At 51.4% G+C, this 20210-nt stretch carries 1 protein-coding gene (running past one end of the window); it reads right to left on the bottom strand.

Annotated features, from left to right (window positions below; genetic code table 11):
* Positions 1-20201, bottom strand: partial view of a non-ribosomal peptide synthase/polyketide synthase gene (locus tag KAI36_RS11565; RefSeq protein ID WP_220027793.1) — the beginning only. Its footprint begins 22069 nt before the window's first position; only the first 20201 of its 42270 coding nucleotides appear in the window; its start codon is at positions 20199-20201; the stop codon falls past the left edge of the window.
* Between the last annotated feature and the right edge of the window lie 9 nt (positions 20202-20210).

Here is a 20210-nt window from a genome sequence, read left to right as displayed (position 1 = left end):
AGTTCACGATAGGTCAACTGCTCTCCTTCGAAGAACAGTGCTGTCTGCTCCGGCGTCCGCGCGGTTTGCGCCTCGAACAAGCCATGGATCGTTTGCTCGTTTGGATAGGCTACCGCAGTATTGCCCCAAACCTCGACGATTTGCTCACGCTCCTGCGCGGTTACCATATCTAGTTCATGAACACGGATATCCGGCTTCGCTGTCACCTGTTCCAGCAGCTGTACCAGATGACCTCGAATTTGCTCTACACTTTCCCGTTCAAAGGCCAAGGCATTATAACCAAAACTCATGTGAATGGTGTTCCCCGGCAGTACCACCAGGTTAAAGTCATAGTTGGTCTGCTCGACAGACTCGGCTCCTGTGATACTGAAGCTGGACTCATCGTCGTTGCCTAATTGCTCCAATTGTTCCTCTACCGGATAGTTCTCAAAAATAAGAATATGATTGATCAAATCCTGCTTAAGCTCCGACAATCCCTGAATTTCATACAACGGGTACGTATCATAGGCATGGGAAGCAATGGATTGCTCCTGGGTTTGCTTCATCACGTCTGAGAATAAGCTGTCCACTTGACTGCGGATGCGTACAGGAATGGTATTGATAAACAGACCTATGATGTGCTCCACATTTGGAATGTCTGCCGGACGTCCAGATACCACGCTGCCAAACACCACATCATCTGTGCCATTATATTTTTGCAGCAAAAGGCCCCACACCGTCTGCATCAACGTATTGATCGTTACCTGATAACGCTTGGCTATGCGCTGAATGCCTGCCGTTAGCTCCGCGCCCAAGTCAAAATCCAGACGCTCCGCCTGATACCCCGTCTTACCCTGGATTTTTGCCTGTGGCAGGCGGGACTGTTCCTCATATCCTTCCAGAACCTTGCTCCAGTAACCTGATGCGGCCTGACGATCCTGCTGCTCCAGCCATTCGATATATTGACTGTACGGCGTTACAGGCGACAACTCCGGCTGTTTATGGGCCAATAGCGCAAAATAACTTGCAAACACTTCGTTTGTCACCAGCGACAAGCACCAGCCGTCCATCACGATATGATGGAAGCTCCACACAAAACGGTACGCATCCTCACCTATGCGCAAAACAGCGACACGCATCAAGGCATCTTGTGCCAGATCAAAGCCTCTTTGCTTGTCTTTGCGCGTAAATTCGAGGATGTACTCGTTTTGCTGCTCTTCCTCCATATCCCGCAAATCCTCTACATACAGTTCGCTGCGCTTATTGCGGTACACGACCTGCAGCGGTTCATCCTTCCAGCCGCTGTAGAAATTCGTGCGCAGTGCCGTATGCCGCTGCACCAATACATCCAAACTTGCCGCAAACGCATCGATATTAAAATGTCCTTGCAGATCAAAGGAGGCCTGTTCAAAATAAGCTCCCGATTGCGAGTCCATCAGATTGTAAAAGAGCATGCCCTTTTGCATCGGCGTCAGCGCGTATACATTTTCCAGCTCCCCTGTACGTGCAGCCTGTTTCGCAATTTGTTCCAGTTCTCCCGTCGTCAGACCTTTGAAGGACACATCACTCGGCGTCAGCTGCGGCTGTTCCTGAGCGACACAATGTGTAATCACCTCTTGCAAAGCAGATTGCAGCAGTCCCGCCACACGTTCCAGCGTTTCTTTGCGATACTGCTTACGATTGTAAGCGATCGTCAAGCGCAGCGTGCCTTCCGAGATCATCGCGTTCAAATCCAGCGTATATTGCAGCGGTGAATGGGCATCCTCTGTCTCCCCTGCACTATAGGATGACAATGTGATTCCACTGTTTTGTACATCCTGATCGACCTGTCCCAAATAGTTAAAGCTGATTTCCGGTTCTGCTCCAATCGTACGCGCTTCATCCGATGCGAACGCAGGGGACAGGTAGCGCCATGTGCCATACGTCAGCCCTTTATGCGGAATTCGGCGCAGACCTTCCTTCGTTTCTTTAATCCGCTGTGTCAGTGCCATTTCCTTGCCTATCTCCAGCAGCACCGGGTACAGGCTTGTAAACCAGCCTACCGTACGTGTAATATCCACCTCTGGCAGGATCGCTTCCCGGCCATGTCCCTCCAGATTCACCAGCACCTGTCCTGCGCCTGTCCAGTTGTGCATTGCCAATCCTAACGCAGTCAGCAGCAAATCATTGACCTCGGTGTTATAGGCGCGATGTGCCTGCTTTAACAGTTGCTGAGTTTCAGCTTCGGTCCACTCTACCGTCAGCACTTCGCTGTCTGCATTCAAGGAGCCCTCATAGGAAAAATCCTTCGGCAGCGGCGCCGCTTCCGCTTTGGCCTGTTCCAGCTGCTGCCAGTAGACTGTATCCGATGCCTCCGCAGAACGGTTGGCGTAAAACGACAACTCCCGTGCCCATGTTTGGAAGGAATCCGTTTTATAGGGCAATCGTACAGGCTCGCCCTTGATCGCCTGCTCGTAGCCTGTCGAGAAATCTTCAAACAGAATCCGCCACGACACCCCGTCTATCACCAAATGGTGAATGGCTATGAGCAAATGATCTCCCTCTGCTGTGCGGAACAATCCGAGTTTGACCAAAGGTCCTGCGGACAGGTCGATGCTGCTTTGAATTTCATTTGCCTTTGCTTCCAGCGCTTCCGCATAGGCTACTTGTTCACAGTAGTCTGCGGTTTCCAGCGTATACAACGCGCCTTCATCTACACCACGTGTCCAAGCCTCGTAACCGGATGAAGCCTGACGGAAAACCGTACGAAGCGCATCATGATGCTTTACGATGTGATCCATGACTTGGCGAACCGCCGTCTCATCAAAGCCCTTGGCACGATAGAGCATGACCGCCTGATTAAAGTGCTGCGGACGCTCGCGCTCCTGCGCAAAGAACCAATGCTGGATCGGAAGCAAAGCGGTTTCCCCGCTCACTTCTCCTTGATCTGCCATACGGCTGACCTCATGCATATGCGGTGCCAGTGCTGCAACCGTTGGATACTGGAACAAATCCTTCATGTCCAGCTTATAGCCGGCCTGGAACGCACGCGATGCGATTTGGATCGCCTTGATCGAATCGCCGCCCAGATCAAAGAAATTGTCCAAAATACCAACAGTCTGTAGTCCCAGTACCGACTGCCAGACCGCTACCAGAGCTCGTTCTTGCGCGGTACGCGGCTCTGCATAATCTGTTCCGGTTTGCAGGCTGCCTTCCGGTGCTGGCAGGGCCTTGCGGTCGATTTTCCCATTTGGACTCAGCGGCATCTGTTCCAGCTGTACAAAGTACGATGGCACCATGTAGCTTGGTAGCTCCCGGCCCAGCTCACTTCTCAGCTCGCTAGCACCCATTTCTTGCCCCGCGACATAGTACGCCACCATTTGTTTTTGGCCCGTTTCGTCTGCACGCGCCATGACCACGGCTTCGCGTACCGATTCCACTTGCAGCAGCTGCGATTCGACCTCGCCCAGCTCAATCCGGTAACCCCGGATTTTGACTTGATGGTCGATCCGGCCCAGATATTCAATGTTGCCGTCCGGCATCCATCTCGCCAAATCGCCTGTGCGATACATCCGTTCATAGTCTGCTTCTCCGCCTGCAAACGGATCGGCTACGAATTTCTCTGCCGTCAACTCTGGACGGTTCAGATAGCCTCGGGCTACGCCGACACCGCCGATGCACAGCTCACCCGCAACCCCAATCGGCTGCAATTGCTCCGTGCCTTCCTTCACGATGTACAGACGAATGTTTTGAATCGGTTTTCCGATCGGAATGACCGAATAGGCTTCATTAGGCTCGCAATCGAAGTACGATACGTCCACCGTCGCTTCGGTTGGGCCGTACAAGTTGATCAGCTTGGCTCCAGCCAGGCTCGACACAAGCCGTTGGAATCGTGCCACATGCTGTGGCGGCAATGCCTCGCCGCTGGCATAGACATGACGCAACGTTCCCAGCTTCGCTTGCATCACTTCCCGTGGCTGCTGCTCCACATATTCCAGGAACGCATGCAGCATGGCGGGTACAAAGTGCATCGTACTCACGCCATCGCGAGCAATCGTGTCGACGATGTCTTCCGGGTTCTTTTCCCCTCCGACTGACAGCAGGCTCACCTTCGAGCCGACCAGCGACCACCAGAACAGCTCCCACACCGACACGTCGAAGGTGAAGGCGGTCTTTTGCAGAATCGTATCTTCCGCACTCAAGCCGTAACGATCATGCATCCACAAAATCCGGTTCAGCACGGAATGGTGCTCCACCATCACGCCCTTCGGTTTTCCCGTGGAGCCGGAGGTGTAGATGACATAGGCTACATGGTGCGGCCCGGTCAGTGGCTCCAGATTCGAGCCGTCTTCGTGGTAAATATCTTGGCCATCCTGCTCATGACGATCCAACACCAGCACCTGGCCGTTGAAACTCAGCGATGCTTGCTCTGCCAGATGCGATTGCGTCAGCACCAGCTTCGCTTCCGAGTCCTCCAGCATAAAGCGGATGCGGTCCGCCGGATATTCTGGATCGATGGGCACGTAGGCTCCGCCTGCTTTGAGGATCGCGTAGATGCCTACGATCATGTCCAGCGAGCGCTGAACCAGTATGCCTACAGGCTGATCCGGTTCAACACCTTCCGCACGCAAGGTGCGTGCGAGACGATTGGCTCGCTCGTTCAGCTCACGGTAGGTCAACGATTCCGATCCGCACAACACCGCCACCTGATCCGGTGTGTTGGCTACCTGCTGCTCGAACAGTGCACTTAGCGTTTGATCCTGCGGATAGGCTGCCGCCGTATCCCCCCACACCTGAACGATCTGTGCCTGTTCTTGCGGGGTTACCAATTCCAGCTCATTCACACGGATATTCGGATTGTCCACGATTTGTCCGATGACGTGGTCGATATGGCCCTGGATACGCTCCATGGCAGACCGGTTATACACCAGAGCATTGTATTCAAGCAGGATGGAGATATCCTCGTCAGGCACGACAATCAGGTTGAAATCGTAGTTGGTTTGTTCGGCAAGTGCCACATTGGCAATAGAGAAGCCATTTTGTGCTCTTGTCTCACCGGAACCACCCACCTGCTTCATCTGTTGCCCGATCGGGTAGTTTTCAAAGACCATAATGTGATTAATTAGGTCTTGTTTTTGTGCAGTCAGTGCCTGGATATCGTATAGCGGGAACGTGTCATAGACACCGGAGGCCAAAGCCTGCTCCTGTGTGCGCTGCAATACTTCAGCAAATGTAGCATCCGGTGCACTGCAAATGCGTACCGGAATCGTGTTGATAAACAAACCGATCATGTTCTCTACGCCTGGAATGTCTGCCGGACGACCAGATACTACACCACCAAATACAACATCCTGATGATTATTGTATTGCTGCAAAATAACGCCCCACACGCTTTGCAGCAATGTGTTAATCGTGACATGTTGTTGCTTGGCCATTTGGTTCAATGCCGCGGTCCGTTCTTTACCCAACATAAATGGAAGCTTTTCCGAAACATAGCCGGAATGGGAACCCGCACCGCTTCCGTCTGGTTCTTCATCCCGTGCGACTACAGAAGCTTGCGCATTCTCACCAGGCAACAAGGTTTGCTGCTCATAACCCGCCAAATAGTCACTCCAATAACGGGTCGCTTCCTGTGCATCCTGATGTTCCAACCATTCGATATAGTCACTATACGGCTTGACAGGTGCGAGCTCTGGCTGCTTGTGCTCCAGCAGGGCAACATATGCACCAAACACTTCGTCCGTCACCAGCGACAGGCACCAGCCGTCCATCACAATATGATGGAAGCTCCATACAAAACGGTAGGAGCTATCACCCGTGCGGAAGACGGCTACGCGCATGAGCGCATCCTTGCTTACATCAAAGTTTCGAGCTTTATCCTGGGCCACAAATTCAGCTACAGCGTGTTCACGCCCTCTGACATCCTCATAACGGAAGCTCGGATTTTTATGACGATAGACGATCTGCAACGGTTGGCCATACCAACCACTGTAGAAATTCGTCCGTAATATAGCATGTCGGCTAACCAGCAGCTTCAGACTTTCCTCGAATAGGGACGGTTCAAAGTACCCCTCCAGATCAAAGGTCGCCTGTTCAAAATACACTCCTGTTTCTGCATTCATCAAACTATGGAACAGCATCCCCTTTTGCATGGGCGTTAACGGATACATATTTTCCAGTTCCCCAACCGTCTTGGTCTGCTCCTTAATCGTATCTAATTGCTCCAGAGTCAGACCTTTTAGCAATACATCACTTGGAGTCAATTCGGTCCGCTCCCGTGTGACACAATGCTCGATCATTTCAAGCAGATTGGATTTCAGCAGATTGGCTAGCATGTGGACCGTGTTCTTACGGAAGGCTTTGCCGTTATACCGAATGTCCAGTTCCAGGATGCCGTTCGTTACGATTCCGCTCACATCCAGAGCATATTTCATCTTCGTTCGGTCACTAACGACTGATCCAATCGAGTAAGGAGACCTACGCATATCGCTGTTTTGCAAGTCCTGATCAAACTGGCCGAGATAGTTAAAGCTCACTTGTGGCTCGGCAAAACCTTGATGTTGACCAAGGTGCCGTGCATCTGCTTGCTGACCAACCGTTTGGCCGGATTCACTCAAATATCTCCAGATTCCGTAGCCCATTCCTTTATTCGGAATATGACGCAGGCTCTCTTTGACCTGTTTGATGCGTCCCGACAAAGCGTGATCACGACCGATGTCCAGCAATACCGGATATTGACTCGTAAACCAGCCTACCGTACGAGAAATGTCCGTATCCGGCAAAATATCCTCACGTCCGTGTCCCTCCAGGTTGATCAGGCTGCGTTCATGGCCGGTCCATGTGTACAGCATCATGCCCAAAGCAGTCAGGAGCAGATCGTTCACTTCCGTGTTATATGCGCGGTGTGCTTGCTTCAACAGCAGTTCGGTCTCTTCTTCCGTAAGCTGGACAACCACTGTATCCGTGTCAGCTAGGGTAAATGGCTCAGCCTGCACTTGGTCCTCAGGCAAACGTACTTGGTCAGCCCAAGCGGCTGCGTTCAGTTGCTCCCAATAGGCGTGTTCACTTTCCATGGCTGTGCTATTCGCATACGCGGAAAGTCGCCCAGACCAGGAACGGAAGGAATCCGTTTTGTCCGGCAGCTGAAGCACTTCCTGATGAACGGCCTGTTCATAGGCAGTAGCCAAATCCTCAAACAAAATACGCCAGGATACCCCGTCCACCACCAAATGGTGAATCACCATCAGCAGATGATCCCCATCGGCACAGTGGAACAACCCCGCTTTAAGCAGCGGCCCTTCATGCAGTTGGATACTGCTTTGAATTTCACTGGCTTTCGCCTCAATTGCCGCGCTGAGCATGGCTTCATCCGTCAAATTCCTAAAGTCCAACACATCCAGGTGATACAGCTCGCCTTCCTGTATTCCGCGATTCCATGCCTTATAGCCTTGCTCGGTCTTGCTGAACACCATCCGCAGAGCATCATGATGCTCTGTTAATTTGCCAAGCGCCTGACGCAGAGCAGACTCGTCAAACCCCTGCTCCCGGTGCAGCATAACGGCCTGATTAAAGTGAGGCGCATCCACTTGCTCCTGCGCAAAGAACCCGTGCTGGATCGGAAGCAACGTCGTTTCTCCGCTCACTTCTCCCTGATCTGCCATACGACTGACCTCGTGCATATGCGGTGCCAGGGTTGCGACGATGGGATAGCGGAACAAATCCTTCATGTCCAGCTTGTAGCCTGCCTGGAACGCACGGGACACGATTTGAATCGCCTTGATCGAATCGCCGCCCAGATCAAAGAAATTGTCCAACATTCCGACGATTGGCACGCCTAGGACGGATTGCCAGACCGCTACGAGTGCCCGTTCCGGTGCAGTGCGCGGCTCTACATAATCCGCTCCGCTTTGCAGGCTGCCTTCCGGTGCTGGCAGGGACTTGCGATCGATTTTACCGTTTGGTGTCAGCGGCATCTGCTCCAACTGAATGAAATACGACGGTATCATATAGCTTGGCAACTCCCGCCCCAGCTCATGTCTCAGTTCACCGGCTCCAAGCTCTTGACTCGCGACGTAGTACGCCACTAGCTGTGTTTGGCCCGTTTCGTCCCCACGGGCCATGATGACCGCTTCTTGTACCGACTCCACCTGCAACAGCTGCGATTCGATCTCGCCCAGTTCGATCCGGTAGCCCCGGATTTTTACCTGATGGTCCATCCGCCCCAAATATTCAATGTTGCCGTCCGGCGTCCATCTCGCCAAATCGCCTGTATGGTACATCCGCTCATGGCCTACCTTGCCACCAGCAAATGGATTATTTACAAATTTCTCGACCGTCAGTTCTTCGCGTTTCCAATACCCACGGGCTAATCCTTCCCCTGCAATACATAACTCGCCTGGCACACCAACTGGCTGCAATTCTCCACTCGCATTCATGATATAGATTTGGGTATTCGCGATAGGACGTCCGATATTAATGTCTTGAGCATGGGTCAGTTCCTGTACGGCCGACCACACTGTCGTTTCTGTAGGTCCGTACATGTTATAAATGCGGGGACCGTTTATATCTTGCAATGCTGCGAGCAGCTTGGACGGAAGGGCTTCACCCCCGACCATAATGACCTTCACGTTTCGCAGCGCGCGGGAACCTGCTTCATGACCCAGCAGCATTTGCAGCCGGGATGGGGTCATTTGCAACATCTCAATAGAATGTTGAGTAATCAACTCACCAAGCGCCTGCGGGTTCACCTGATGCTGGCGGTCGCCAAGCACAACAGACATTCCACCCAGCAGGGGCAAGATGGTTTCCAAGACGAAAATATCAAATGAAATGGTCGTGAGTGACAAAATGGTTTGGCTCGCTTCAAAGTCAATGGCTTCGCGCATCCCGGTAATAAAGTTGAGTACCGAGCGATGCTGGAGCATAACTCCTTTCGGATTTCCAGTCGAACCCGAGGTATAGATGACGTAAGCCAAATGCTCTGGGTGGGCAATCGTCTCCAGGTTGCTGCTTTCTCCCTGATACAATGCTGCTTCCTCAAGAAACATGGTATTAGCATGGCCGTGGTGCTCTTCTGCCAGCTCACGACTGGTCAGAAGCACTGCGGCCTCGCTGTCTTCCAGCATGTATTCAATACGAGATGACGGAAATTCGGGATCGATCGGCACATAAGCACCACCTGCTTTTAGAACGGCCAGCAGACCTACGATCATTTCCACTGAGCGCTGCACCATCAGACCCACCAGTTTGTCAGGTCCTACTCCCTGGGCTTGAAGCATTCGGGCCAATGAATTGGCCCGTTCATTCAGCTCCCGATAACTCAGACTCTGATTTCCAAACACCAATGCCACTTGGTCTGGCGTACACTCCACCTGATCCTCGAACAGCTGATGGATCGTCTGTTTGGACGGAAATGCACAAGCAGTGTCATTAAATGCCGCTGTAATCTGTTGCTTTTCCGCTGCTGTGACCAATTCCAACTCTTCAACCCGAACATTTGGGTTGAGCGAAATTTGCTCCAAGAGACGGATAAAATGTCCATACAGACGCTCAATGCCTTTCCGATCAAAGCAGAGCGTATTATACATAAACCGAATCTTAATACCTTCTCCCGGCATAACAGCTACGTTCAGATCGTAGTTGGTTTGCTCTGTAGCCACCACATTCGAAATCGTGAATGGTTCCTGTCCTTTACCTCCCAGCTGCTCTACCTGTTGCTCCACCGGATAATTTTCAAATATCATAATATGATTGATTAAATCCTGCTTCTGCTCGGTGAGTGCTTGAATTTCATACAGCGGGAACGCATCATAAGCGTTGGAAGCCAGTGCTTGCTGCTGTGTTCGTTTCATCAGCTCGTTAAAGGCTTCGCCCTCTTCTGACTGCACGCGCACTGGAATCGTATTAATAAATAGCCCGATCATGTGCTCCACACCTGGAATATCCCCTGGACGACCGGACACAACGCTGCCGAACACGACATCCGAACTGTTATTATATTTTTGCAACAAAACGCCCCATACTGTCTGAATCAGCGTATTGACCGTCACCTGATTTTGCTTCGCCACCCGTTCGATCTGAGCCACCAGCTCTGGCTGGAAGTCACATTCCATATCTTCAGCGACATATTCCCCGGCTTGTATGGATTTAGGCTGTGTTTTTTGCTGTGGAAGCGTAATTTGCTGCTCATAATCAGCCAGATACCTGCTCCAGTACTGCAAAGCCGCCTCACGATCCTGACGCTCCAACCATTCAATAAAACGACTGAACGGCGTAACAGGCTCCAGTACTGGCTCCTGACCCGCACGAATTGCTAGATAGCTGCCGAATACCTCCTGTGTCATAAAAGACAAGCACCAGCCATCCATCAAAATGTGATGGAAGCTCCAAACAAAGTGGTACGTTTCATCCCCAGTTTGCAGAATGGAGACACGAATGAGTGCATCCTCTGACAGGCGGAATCCTTTGGCTTTATCCGCAAGGATAAATGCCTCAACATGAGCTTCACGTTTCTCCTTTTCCAGTTCGCGCAAATCCTCGTAATACAATTCTCCGCTGCGGTCACGGAAGACAACCTGCACAGGCTCATCCTTCCATGAACTGATAAAGTTCGTCCGTAACGCCTCATGACGCTGTACGAGCAGATCAAAGCTTTGGCCGAAAGCAACCACATCAAACCGTCCGTGCAACTCAAAGGTGGCCTGCTCAAAATAAGCTGCCGAATTCTCATCCATTAAACTGTAGAAAAGCATGCCCTTTTGCATCGGTGTCAAGGCATACACATTTTCCAGCTCGCCCAGATCTCGCGTATCTTCCACCAATTGCTCCAGCTCGTCTAGCGTTACATGGTTTAACAGGACATCACTTGGGGTCAACACTGTTCTCTCTTGGGCGACACAATGATGAATCACCTCACGCAAGCCGGATGCTAGCAGCTCTCCAAGCCGTGCAATCGTTTCATGACGGAATTGTGTGGTGCCGTAGCGAATAGTGAAAACCAGCTCGCCGTCCTCGATTACTCCGTTAATATCCAATGCAAAATCCATAGACGCGTTCGTGCTAACAGGCACACCGATGGAATAGGAGGAAGGATCCAGATCGTTGCCTTTATAATCCTGATCGAATTGACCCAGATAGTTAAAACTGATCTCAGGCTGCGCCTTTAACTGCACGTCTGCTTTCTCCAGAACATTTGTATCCGACAGGTATCGTAAAATACCATAGCCGATGCCTTTCTGCGGAATATGACGCAGCCCTTCCTTGACCCGTTTGATCAGACGAGCGGTATTTCCTCCTTGTCCCAGACTTCCATCCAGAACAACCGGGAACTGGCTCGTAAACCAGCCGACCGTCCGCGTAATATCCACATCCGGTACAATGGCTTCCCGTCCATGGCCTTCGAGGTTGACCAGCACTCGTTCGGAACCAGACCAGTCATAGACGGCTTTTCCGAGCGCAGCCAGCAACAGATCATTCATTTCCGTGTTGTATGCGCGATGAGCTTGTTTGAGCAGCTGCTCGGTTTCCTGCTTCGTCCAGCGGACCGTCACAACCTCACTGTCGCCAAGCAGTGCATTGTCATTCGCAAAATCCTTCGGCAAAGGCTTCGCTAGGCTGGCTTCTGCTTGTTCGATATGCTGCCAGTATGCGAGCTCCCGCTCTATCGTCGCACTATTCGCGTAGGCTGACAGCTGTTTAGCCCATACCTGGAATGAATCTGTTTTATGCGGCAGTCGAATAGCTTTACCCGTTTTACCTGTAACGGCCTGCTCATAACCCGATGCCAAATCCTCCAGCAAAATACGCCACGATACACCGTCCACGACCAAATGATGAATGACGATTAACAAATGATCGCCCTCAGCGCAATGGAACAGACCGAGCTTCACAAGTGGACCCTCGCTCAAGTGAATGCTCGCTTGAATTTCACTCGCCTTGGCTTCTACAGCGGTGGATTCGTCTTCAATTCTGCTAAAATCTACGATGTCCAGCGTGTATAGCTCGCCTTCCTTCACACTGCGGTTCCAAGCGGCATAGCCTTGCTCCGTCTCACGGAATACAGTGCGCAATGCGTCATGATGCTGGACAATACGTTCCATCGTACGGCGCAGCGCGTCGACATCAAAGCGCCCAGCTCGATACAGCATCATCGCCTGGTTGCTGTGGTGCAGATCAACCGGCTGCTGCTCGAAGAACCACCGTTGAATGGGTGTCAGATCTACCTTACCTACTGCCTCTTCCTGGCTGGCAATCTTGCCATCTGTGCGAAGCAAAGGACTGAGTGACGCTACCGTCGGATTGCTAAACAAATCCTTCATGTCCAGTCGATACCCTGCTTGCAGCAATCGGGATGATACTTGCAGCGCTTTGATCGAATCGCCGCCCAGTTCAAAGAAGTTATCCTGCGTGCCTACCGTTTCGGCACCCAGCACCCCGGCCCACACTGAAGCTAAAACCTGTTCTACCGTAGTACGTGGAGCCACATAGGCTGCCCCGGTATGGATGCTTCCTTCCGGTTCCGGCAAGGCCTTGCGGTCGATTTTTCCATTGTGGGTCAGTGGCAAGGTCCCCAGACGCATCAAACGTGCAGGTACCATATGTGCTGGCAGTCCTGCTTCCAGCTCGGCCTGTACCTCCTCGATCCGCAGCTCGATTTCTCCTGTAATGTACCCGCACAAGTACTTGTGTCCACGCTCGTCCGTCCGGTCGATGACTACCGCTTGACGCACACCCGGCACCCGCTGGATTGCCGTTTCAATCTCGCCCAGCTCGATCCGGTAGCCCCGAATTTTCACTTGATAATCCATCCGGCCGATAAAGTCCACATTGCCGTCTGGCATCCACCGCGCGAGGTCACCTGTGCGATACAATCGTTCACCGGCTACATACGGGTTCGCTACGAACTTCTCGGCCGTCAGGTCCGCACGGTTCAGGTATCCCCGTGCTACCCCGGCTCCGCCAATGCACAGCTCGCCCAGCACACCGATCGGCACCGGATTCAGCTGGCTGTCCACGATGTAGAAGCGTGCGTTCAGCCACGCCTGACCAATCGGTACACTGCCGCTGTCCGGCAGCTTCGACAGTTCTTCGTCGTAGAAGCTGGAGTCGATCGCCGCTTCCGTGACGCCGTAACTGTTCATAATGCGAATATCTGCGCCAAATCGTTCTTGCAACACGCGGTAATCCGTCACACTGCAGCTATCCGAGCTGGTGATCAGCAATTCCAGACTGCTCATGTCCAGCCCCTGTTCATGCACATGCTGCATAAACGGTACAATCAAGGCCGGGGTTGATTCGAACACCGTAATCTGATAATCGTGAATCCAGCCGTATAGACGGCTTGGGTCAATGCGATCATCTTTCGGGCAGATAACCATCGTGCCACCGTTATAGAGCGCCCGCGCAATATCGCCGACGAACACGTCGAAGGAGAAGCTCGCCAGTTGCAGCAACCGTACCGGGAACTGGTTCAGACGATAATCTCGGCGGTAGGCCGCGGCTGTGTTTACCAGACTGTGATGCTCAATCATGACCCCTTTTGGACGTCCCGTTGTACCGGACGTGTAGATCACGTACGCCAGATCCTGCGGTTCGTTGATGTGCTCCACATCCGTGGCATCCCCGGTGTACAACGACTCATCGTCCAGCGCCAGTACGGTGTGTAGACGCAAGTTCACTGCGGATTCGGATGCTGCTTCGCTATCAGACTCCGAATCTGATTTCAAGCTTAATCCCTCATTAAGGCTGTCTCTTTCCATCGTTTCAATGCTAACCGCCGTTTCCAGCTCACCCTCAGCCTTTCCTTCGGCCAAAGCCCCTCGGCTTTCATTCAGCCATGCTTGGGCACGCTCCTGCAAACCTGTTTGCGTAAGCAGCACTGTCGCACCGCTGTCCTCCAGCATAAAGCGGATACGGTCAGACGGATAATCCGCATCTAAAGGTACATATGCACCTCCGGCTTTCCATACCGCCAATACGCCGACCAGCATGTCCACCGATCGCTCGCTCAAAATACCAACAATGGATTCACGCCCAATGCCTTCATTCCGCAATCTACGAGCAAGCTGGTTCCCACGCTCGTTCAGCTCGCGATACGTAAGCTGCCGCTCCTCGTATACAACTGCCACGTGATCCGGCACAAGTTGCGCTTGTTCTTCCACATAGGCGTGGAACAACCCTTCTGATTGCGTTTCATCACTCCATGCAGATACGCCCACTGATCCAAAACCGTCGATGATTTTTGCTTTTTCCGAAGCAGTCACCAACTCAAGCTCATCTACCAGCGCATCTGGTCTGTTAATCGCTTCTTCAATAATATGCAGCAAATGCTCGCGGATTTGCTCTACAGCTGTGCGTTCCAATACTCGCGCGTTGTACTCCAAATGGACATGAATTTCATCACCCGGCACAACCGTAATGTTGAAATCATAGTTCGTTTGCTCCGATACGGAAGCATTTGCAATCGTAAAACCATTCTCACCACGGCTACCCATTTGCTCCATACGCTGTTCCACTGGGTAGTTTTCAAACACCATAATATGGTTCACCAGGTCCTGTTTTTGCTCTGTCAGGGCCTGAATTTCATACAACGGATAGGTTTCATAAGCACGGGAAGCCAGTGCCTGCTCTTGTATCTGCTTCATTAACGCAGCAAACGTAATATCTTTCTCACTGTGAATCCGTACAGGAACCGTATTAATGAACAAACCAATCATTTTATCGATGCCCGGAATATCCGCTGATCTGCCGGATACGACACTGCCAAATACAACATCCCGACTGTTGTTATACCGTTGCAGCACAACGCCCCATGCTGCTTGCAGAAGGGTGTTGACCGTCACTTGCTTTTGCTTAACCAGCTTGTTCATTCGTTCCGTCACTTCGCGGCCCAGTGTAAACGAAAGCTTGTCCACTTCATATTCTTTAGCGTGACCGTCCAGCTGTTTTGCCTGCGGCAATACCGTCTGCTGCTCGAAATCAGCAAAGTAATCACTCCAGAACCGTTCAGCCTCCGCGTTGTCCTGTCGCTCCAGCCATTCAATATATTCGCTGTATGGCGTTATCGGGACAAGCTCCGGCTTGCGGTCTTCGAGGATGGCAAAGTACGTATTAAATGCTTCCCCCACAACCAGGAACAAGCACCAGCCGTCCATCAAAATATGGTGGAAGCTCCATACAAAACGGTACGATTCCTCGCCTGTACGCAAAACAGACACCCGCATCAGCTCGCCTGAGCTGAAATTAAAGCCTTCGACTTTGTCACGCTCAGCAAAATCAGCAATGTATGCGTCCTGCTCTCCTTGTCCCATTGAACGCACATCTTCAAAACGGAACCCGGCATGTTTGTGGCGGTACACCACCTGTAAAGGCTGCTCATTCCAGCCGCTATAAAAATTCGTTCTGAATATTTGATGGCGATCCACCAGTTGATTTAAGCTTTCGGCAAAAGCCTCCACTTGAAAGCTGCCTTGCAGATCAAATGTCACCTGCTCAAAGTACGCCCCGGATTTCGGCTCCATTAAGCCGTGGAACAGGATGCCTTTTTGCATGGGTGTTAACGAATAAATGTTTTCCAGCTCTCCCACAGCAGCCGTCTGCTCTACAATATGATCCAGCTCTCCAGCTGTCAGTCCTTGGAAGGACAAGTCGCTTGGCGTCAGCTCTGGCAACTCTTTTTCCACACAGTGAGCCAATACCTGACGCAAGCTCTCCTGAAGCAGATCAGCCAGCTTTTTGATTGACTTTTTCATGAACGTTTTGTTGCTGTAGCTGATCGTCAACTCCAGTGCACCGTCCGTGATCATGCCGTTGATATCCAGAGCATACCGCTTGGTTAACGTGTCACTAATGGAAGCTCCGATGGAATACGGAGACATGCGAAAGGCATTATTCTTTAAATCCTGATCGAATTGTCCGAGATAGTTAAAGCTGATTTCCGGCTCGCTGATAAAAGGTGCTTCCCCTTCCCTGTCAGCAAGATATCTCAAAATCCCGTATCCAATCCCTTTATGCGGCAAACGGCGCAGTCCTTCTTTGACGTTCTTGACACGCCGTCCCACATTCTGTTCCTCGCCCATATCGAGTACAACCGGGAATTGGCTGGTAAACCAACCGATCGTCCGCGTAATATCCACATCCGGCAAAATAGCTTCCCGTCCGTGCCCCTCCAGATTTACAAGCACCTCACGGATGCCTGCCCACTCCTGAATTGCAGTGCCCAGAGCTGTCAGCAACAGGTCGTTTGCTTCCGTATTGTAGGCGCGATGAGCTTGTTTCAAGAATTGTTCCGTTTCTTCTACCGTCCACGCTACTGTCAAAGTCCGATCATCGCGAAGCTGTGGCTTAGCCTGAGATTTACGAGTGTAATCTTTAGGCAAGGATGCCTGACTCTTCCCTGCTTGCTCAATCTGCTCCCAATACGCACGCTCATTCTCCAACGCTCCACTGTTCGCATAAGCGGATAGCTGATCTGCCCACAGACGGAAGGAATCCGTTTTGTTGGGTAAACGGACAGACTCGCCCTGTAAAGCCTGCTCATAACCGGATGCCAAATCCTCTAGCAAAATACGCCAAGACACGCCGTCGACCACAAAATGGTGGATCGCTACCAACAAATGGTCTCCATCGGTGCAATGGAACAGACCCAGCTTCACCAAAGGGCCTTCATCTAGACGGATACTGCTTTGAATTTCGCTGGCTTTGTTCTCCAGCAAATGAGCAAAGTCAGACTCATTTGTAAAATCAACCACTTCGAGGCTGTACAATTCTCCTTCTTGCACGCCACGGTTCCATGCTTCATACCCACCGTCCGCATTTTGGCGGAATACGATGCGCAAAGCATCATGGTGCTCGACAATGCGTTGCAGTGCCTGACGAAGCGCCGTTTCATCCAATCGATCCTCACGATGCAGCATCAGCGCCTGGTTATAGTGTTCGGGATTGGATGGCTGCTGTTCAATGAACCAGTGTTGAATCGGTGTCAATGCCACGTTTCCACTGACTTCTCCTTGATCGGAAACACGGCTCACCCGCTGCACTCGTCCATTCAGCTCAGCAATCGTCGGATACTGGAACAACTCTCTCATTTCCAGTTTGTAACCATTTTGCAGCAGTCTTGAAGACACCTGGATGGCCTTAATCGAGTCGCCCCCCAGATGGAAAAAGTTATCCAGCACACCAATATGCTCAATACCAAGTACAGATTGCCACACGGACACTAGCGTACGTTCTACCTCATTACGTGCCGCTACGTAATCCTCACCGGAATCCACGCTTCCTTCTGGTTGCGGCAATGCCCGACGATCCACTTTGCCATTTGGTGTCAACGGCAATTGCTCCAGCTGCACAAAATATGACGGTACCATGTAACCCGGCAATTCTTGGCTCAAGGCGCTTCGCAGCTCGCTAGCCGCGATATCCGCAAGGGTGACTACATATGCACAGAGCTGCTTTTGCCCCTGCTCATCCTCACGTGCAATGACGACGGCTTCTTGCACCGCCTCCAGCTTCAGCAGCTGTGCTTCCACCTCGCCCAACTCAATCCGGTAGCCCCGGATTTTCACCTGTGCGTCAATCCGTCCTTTGTATTCCAACGTCCCGTCCTCATTCCAGCGCACCAAATCGCCTGTGCGGTAGCAGCGCTCTCCGCTGCGGAACGGGCTGTCTACAAACTTTTCAGCCGTTAAATCCGGACGGTTCCGGTAGCCACGTGCCACCCCGTCGCCGCCGACGATCAACTCCCCCCATGCCCCGACAGGCTGAAGCTGCATGGAACGGTCTACGACATACGCTGTGGAGTTGTGAATCGGACGCCCAATCGGCACCGCTTCCAATTGCACGCTGGCAATCGCATGAGTTGTAGAAAAAGTTGTATTTTCTGTCGGCCCATAGCCGTTAATGATCCGCAGGGACGGATGAGCCTCCAGCACCCGGTTAATGTGCGGTACGGACAGCACATCACCACCGACCAGCAGTTCTTGTACCCCCTCGAACAGCTCCAAGTCCTGCTGAGATAGCTGGTTAAAGAGCGGCGCAGTCAGCCACATTGTCGTGATACCATGGTTGCGCACGGCTTCCTTGAGCTTTGGAGCGTCCAAAATGACATCCTGACTTACCAGCACGAGCTGTCCACCATTCAATAGCGCACCCCAAATTTCGAAGGTGGACGCGTCAAAGACAACGGCGCCAGTTTGCAAAATGCGTGTATCAGCATCTAATTGCGCATAGTTTGTACTTTTCACCAAACGCACGACATTGCGATGTTCTACCATAACCCCTTTGGGCTGTCCGGTCGTGCCCGAAGTGTACATCAAATAAGCTAGTCGGTTTCCAAATTTACGTTCTTGTTCTCCAGCAGTGCTGTCTATGACAGACGAGGATGATTCATTTAAAATCTCATTTTTCAGATAAGTATAATTGGTATAATCCGCATGATAAGCCTCGTTTTGCTCCCAATGTACGGTATTCAAGCCTTGGTCATCCTCTGCCCCGTACACCTTAGCATCGCTCAGACCCAGTACGATTCCGGTGTATTCCTCCAGTTTCTGTTCTGCATGCTGCACCAGCAGCAACTTCGCCCCCGAATCTTCCAGCAGGTAACGTACACGTTCAGCCGGATAATCAGGGTCAATCGGCACATATGCGCCGCCCGCTTTGAGAATCGCCAACATGCCGACAATCATATCCGTGGAACGCTCAGCAACGATACCTACAGTTTGCTCGGCGGTAACACCGTGTCCGCGCAACGTGTGAGCCAGTCGATTTGCTTTTACATTCAGTTCGCCATAAGTTAAACGGGCATTTCCGAACACAACTGCTGTCTGATTCGGTGTACGTTCAGCCTGTTCCTCAAACAACTCATGAATGCCTGCTTCGTGTGGATATTCCACCCCAGTAGCATTGAATACGTCGACGATTTGCGCCCGTTCTTCCTCACCGATTAGCGACAATTCCTGTATCCGCTTGTGTGGGCCCTGCACCATATGCTCCGCCACACTCAAAAATTGTCGAATAATTCGAGCAATTTCCTGTTCACTAAACAGCTCGGTACGATAATCTAGGTACAGCACGAGTCTATCGTCATCCAGCATTTCAACCATGTGAATATCGAAGTCGTTCACCGTATCTCCGCAGAAATCGTTATCTACCTGTTGAATGGCTTCATCAAACCGGGAGAAACTCAATGTACGGTACTGAATAGAAGCACCAAACAGACGCTGAATGTCCAGACTGCTTTGCTGTTCACGCAAATCCTGAATAATTTTGTTGTATGGGTAACGCTGATGGCGCAAAATGGACGCCTGCTCCTTCCCTACACCCTGCAGGAAGGTCAGCAGTTCGGATTCTGGTTCGACCAACAGACGCGTAGCCACGGTGCTGACAAACATACCGATGGTATCCTTTTCCTTCTTAGACGTACGGTTGGCATAGAGTGTCCCCACGGTTAAGTCCTGCTCTCCCGTCACTTTATGCAAATAAATATACAGAGCTGCCAGGAAGAACGTAAAAATACTAATTTTATGTTCCTCGCAAAAAGACGTAACACCACGATACAACTCATGTTCCAGTATAAAGCTCTCCCGGCGTGCAGCTGTGCTCAGTGTCAGTGGGTTATATGATTTCAAACCTGTAGTCTCTGGCAAATCGGCAAACTTTTCTGTCCAGTACGTTTTGTCCTTTTGATAACGGTCTGATTGCTCATAGCTTTGCTCTACCTGGATAAAATCCAGATAGGGATTGCCTTTGGTCGGTGCATCTTGACCTGTACCATGCACAATATCCATATAATGTCCGGTGATTTCATTAATGGCCTGATTCATGGACACACCGTCTGAAATAATATGATGCATTTTAAAATTAAACCAGGTTTCTTCTGCTCCGAGCTGCAAGATAACAAATCGGTACAACTGCGAATCCAACAATGAGAATGGCTGTGGATTATAGCACTTTAGCCATTCCTTTGCTTCTTCCGGGGTAACTTGGAGCGTTTCTATACTTTCCGCCGTAAACGGCTCTACATATTGATATGGAATCCCATCCTGAGCAGTGATCTTGATACGGAAAGAATCATTCTGGGCAATCACCCGGTTCATTGCTTGTTGCAAGGCATCTATACGAACAGTTCCCCTGATTTTTACTGTTGCAATAATTGTTGATGTGTTCCGATTAGGATACAGAAGCTCCGTATACCAAATCCGTTGCTGTGGCTGGCTTAGCGAAAACAATTGAACATCTTGCTGTGTCATCCGTCTCTC

This window comes from Paenibacillus sp. S02 (assembly GCF_019454065.1).
Classification (GTDB): domain Bacteria; phylum Bacillota; class Bacilli; order Paenibacillales; family Paenibacillaceae; genus Paenibacillus; species Paenibacillus polymyxa_B.
The sequence above is the reverse complement of the archived record's forward strand: the minus strand, read 5'-3'. Positions and strand labels throughout refer to the sequence as shown.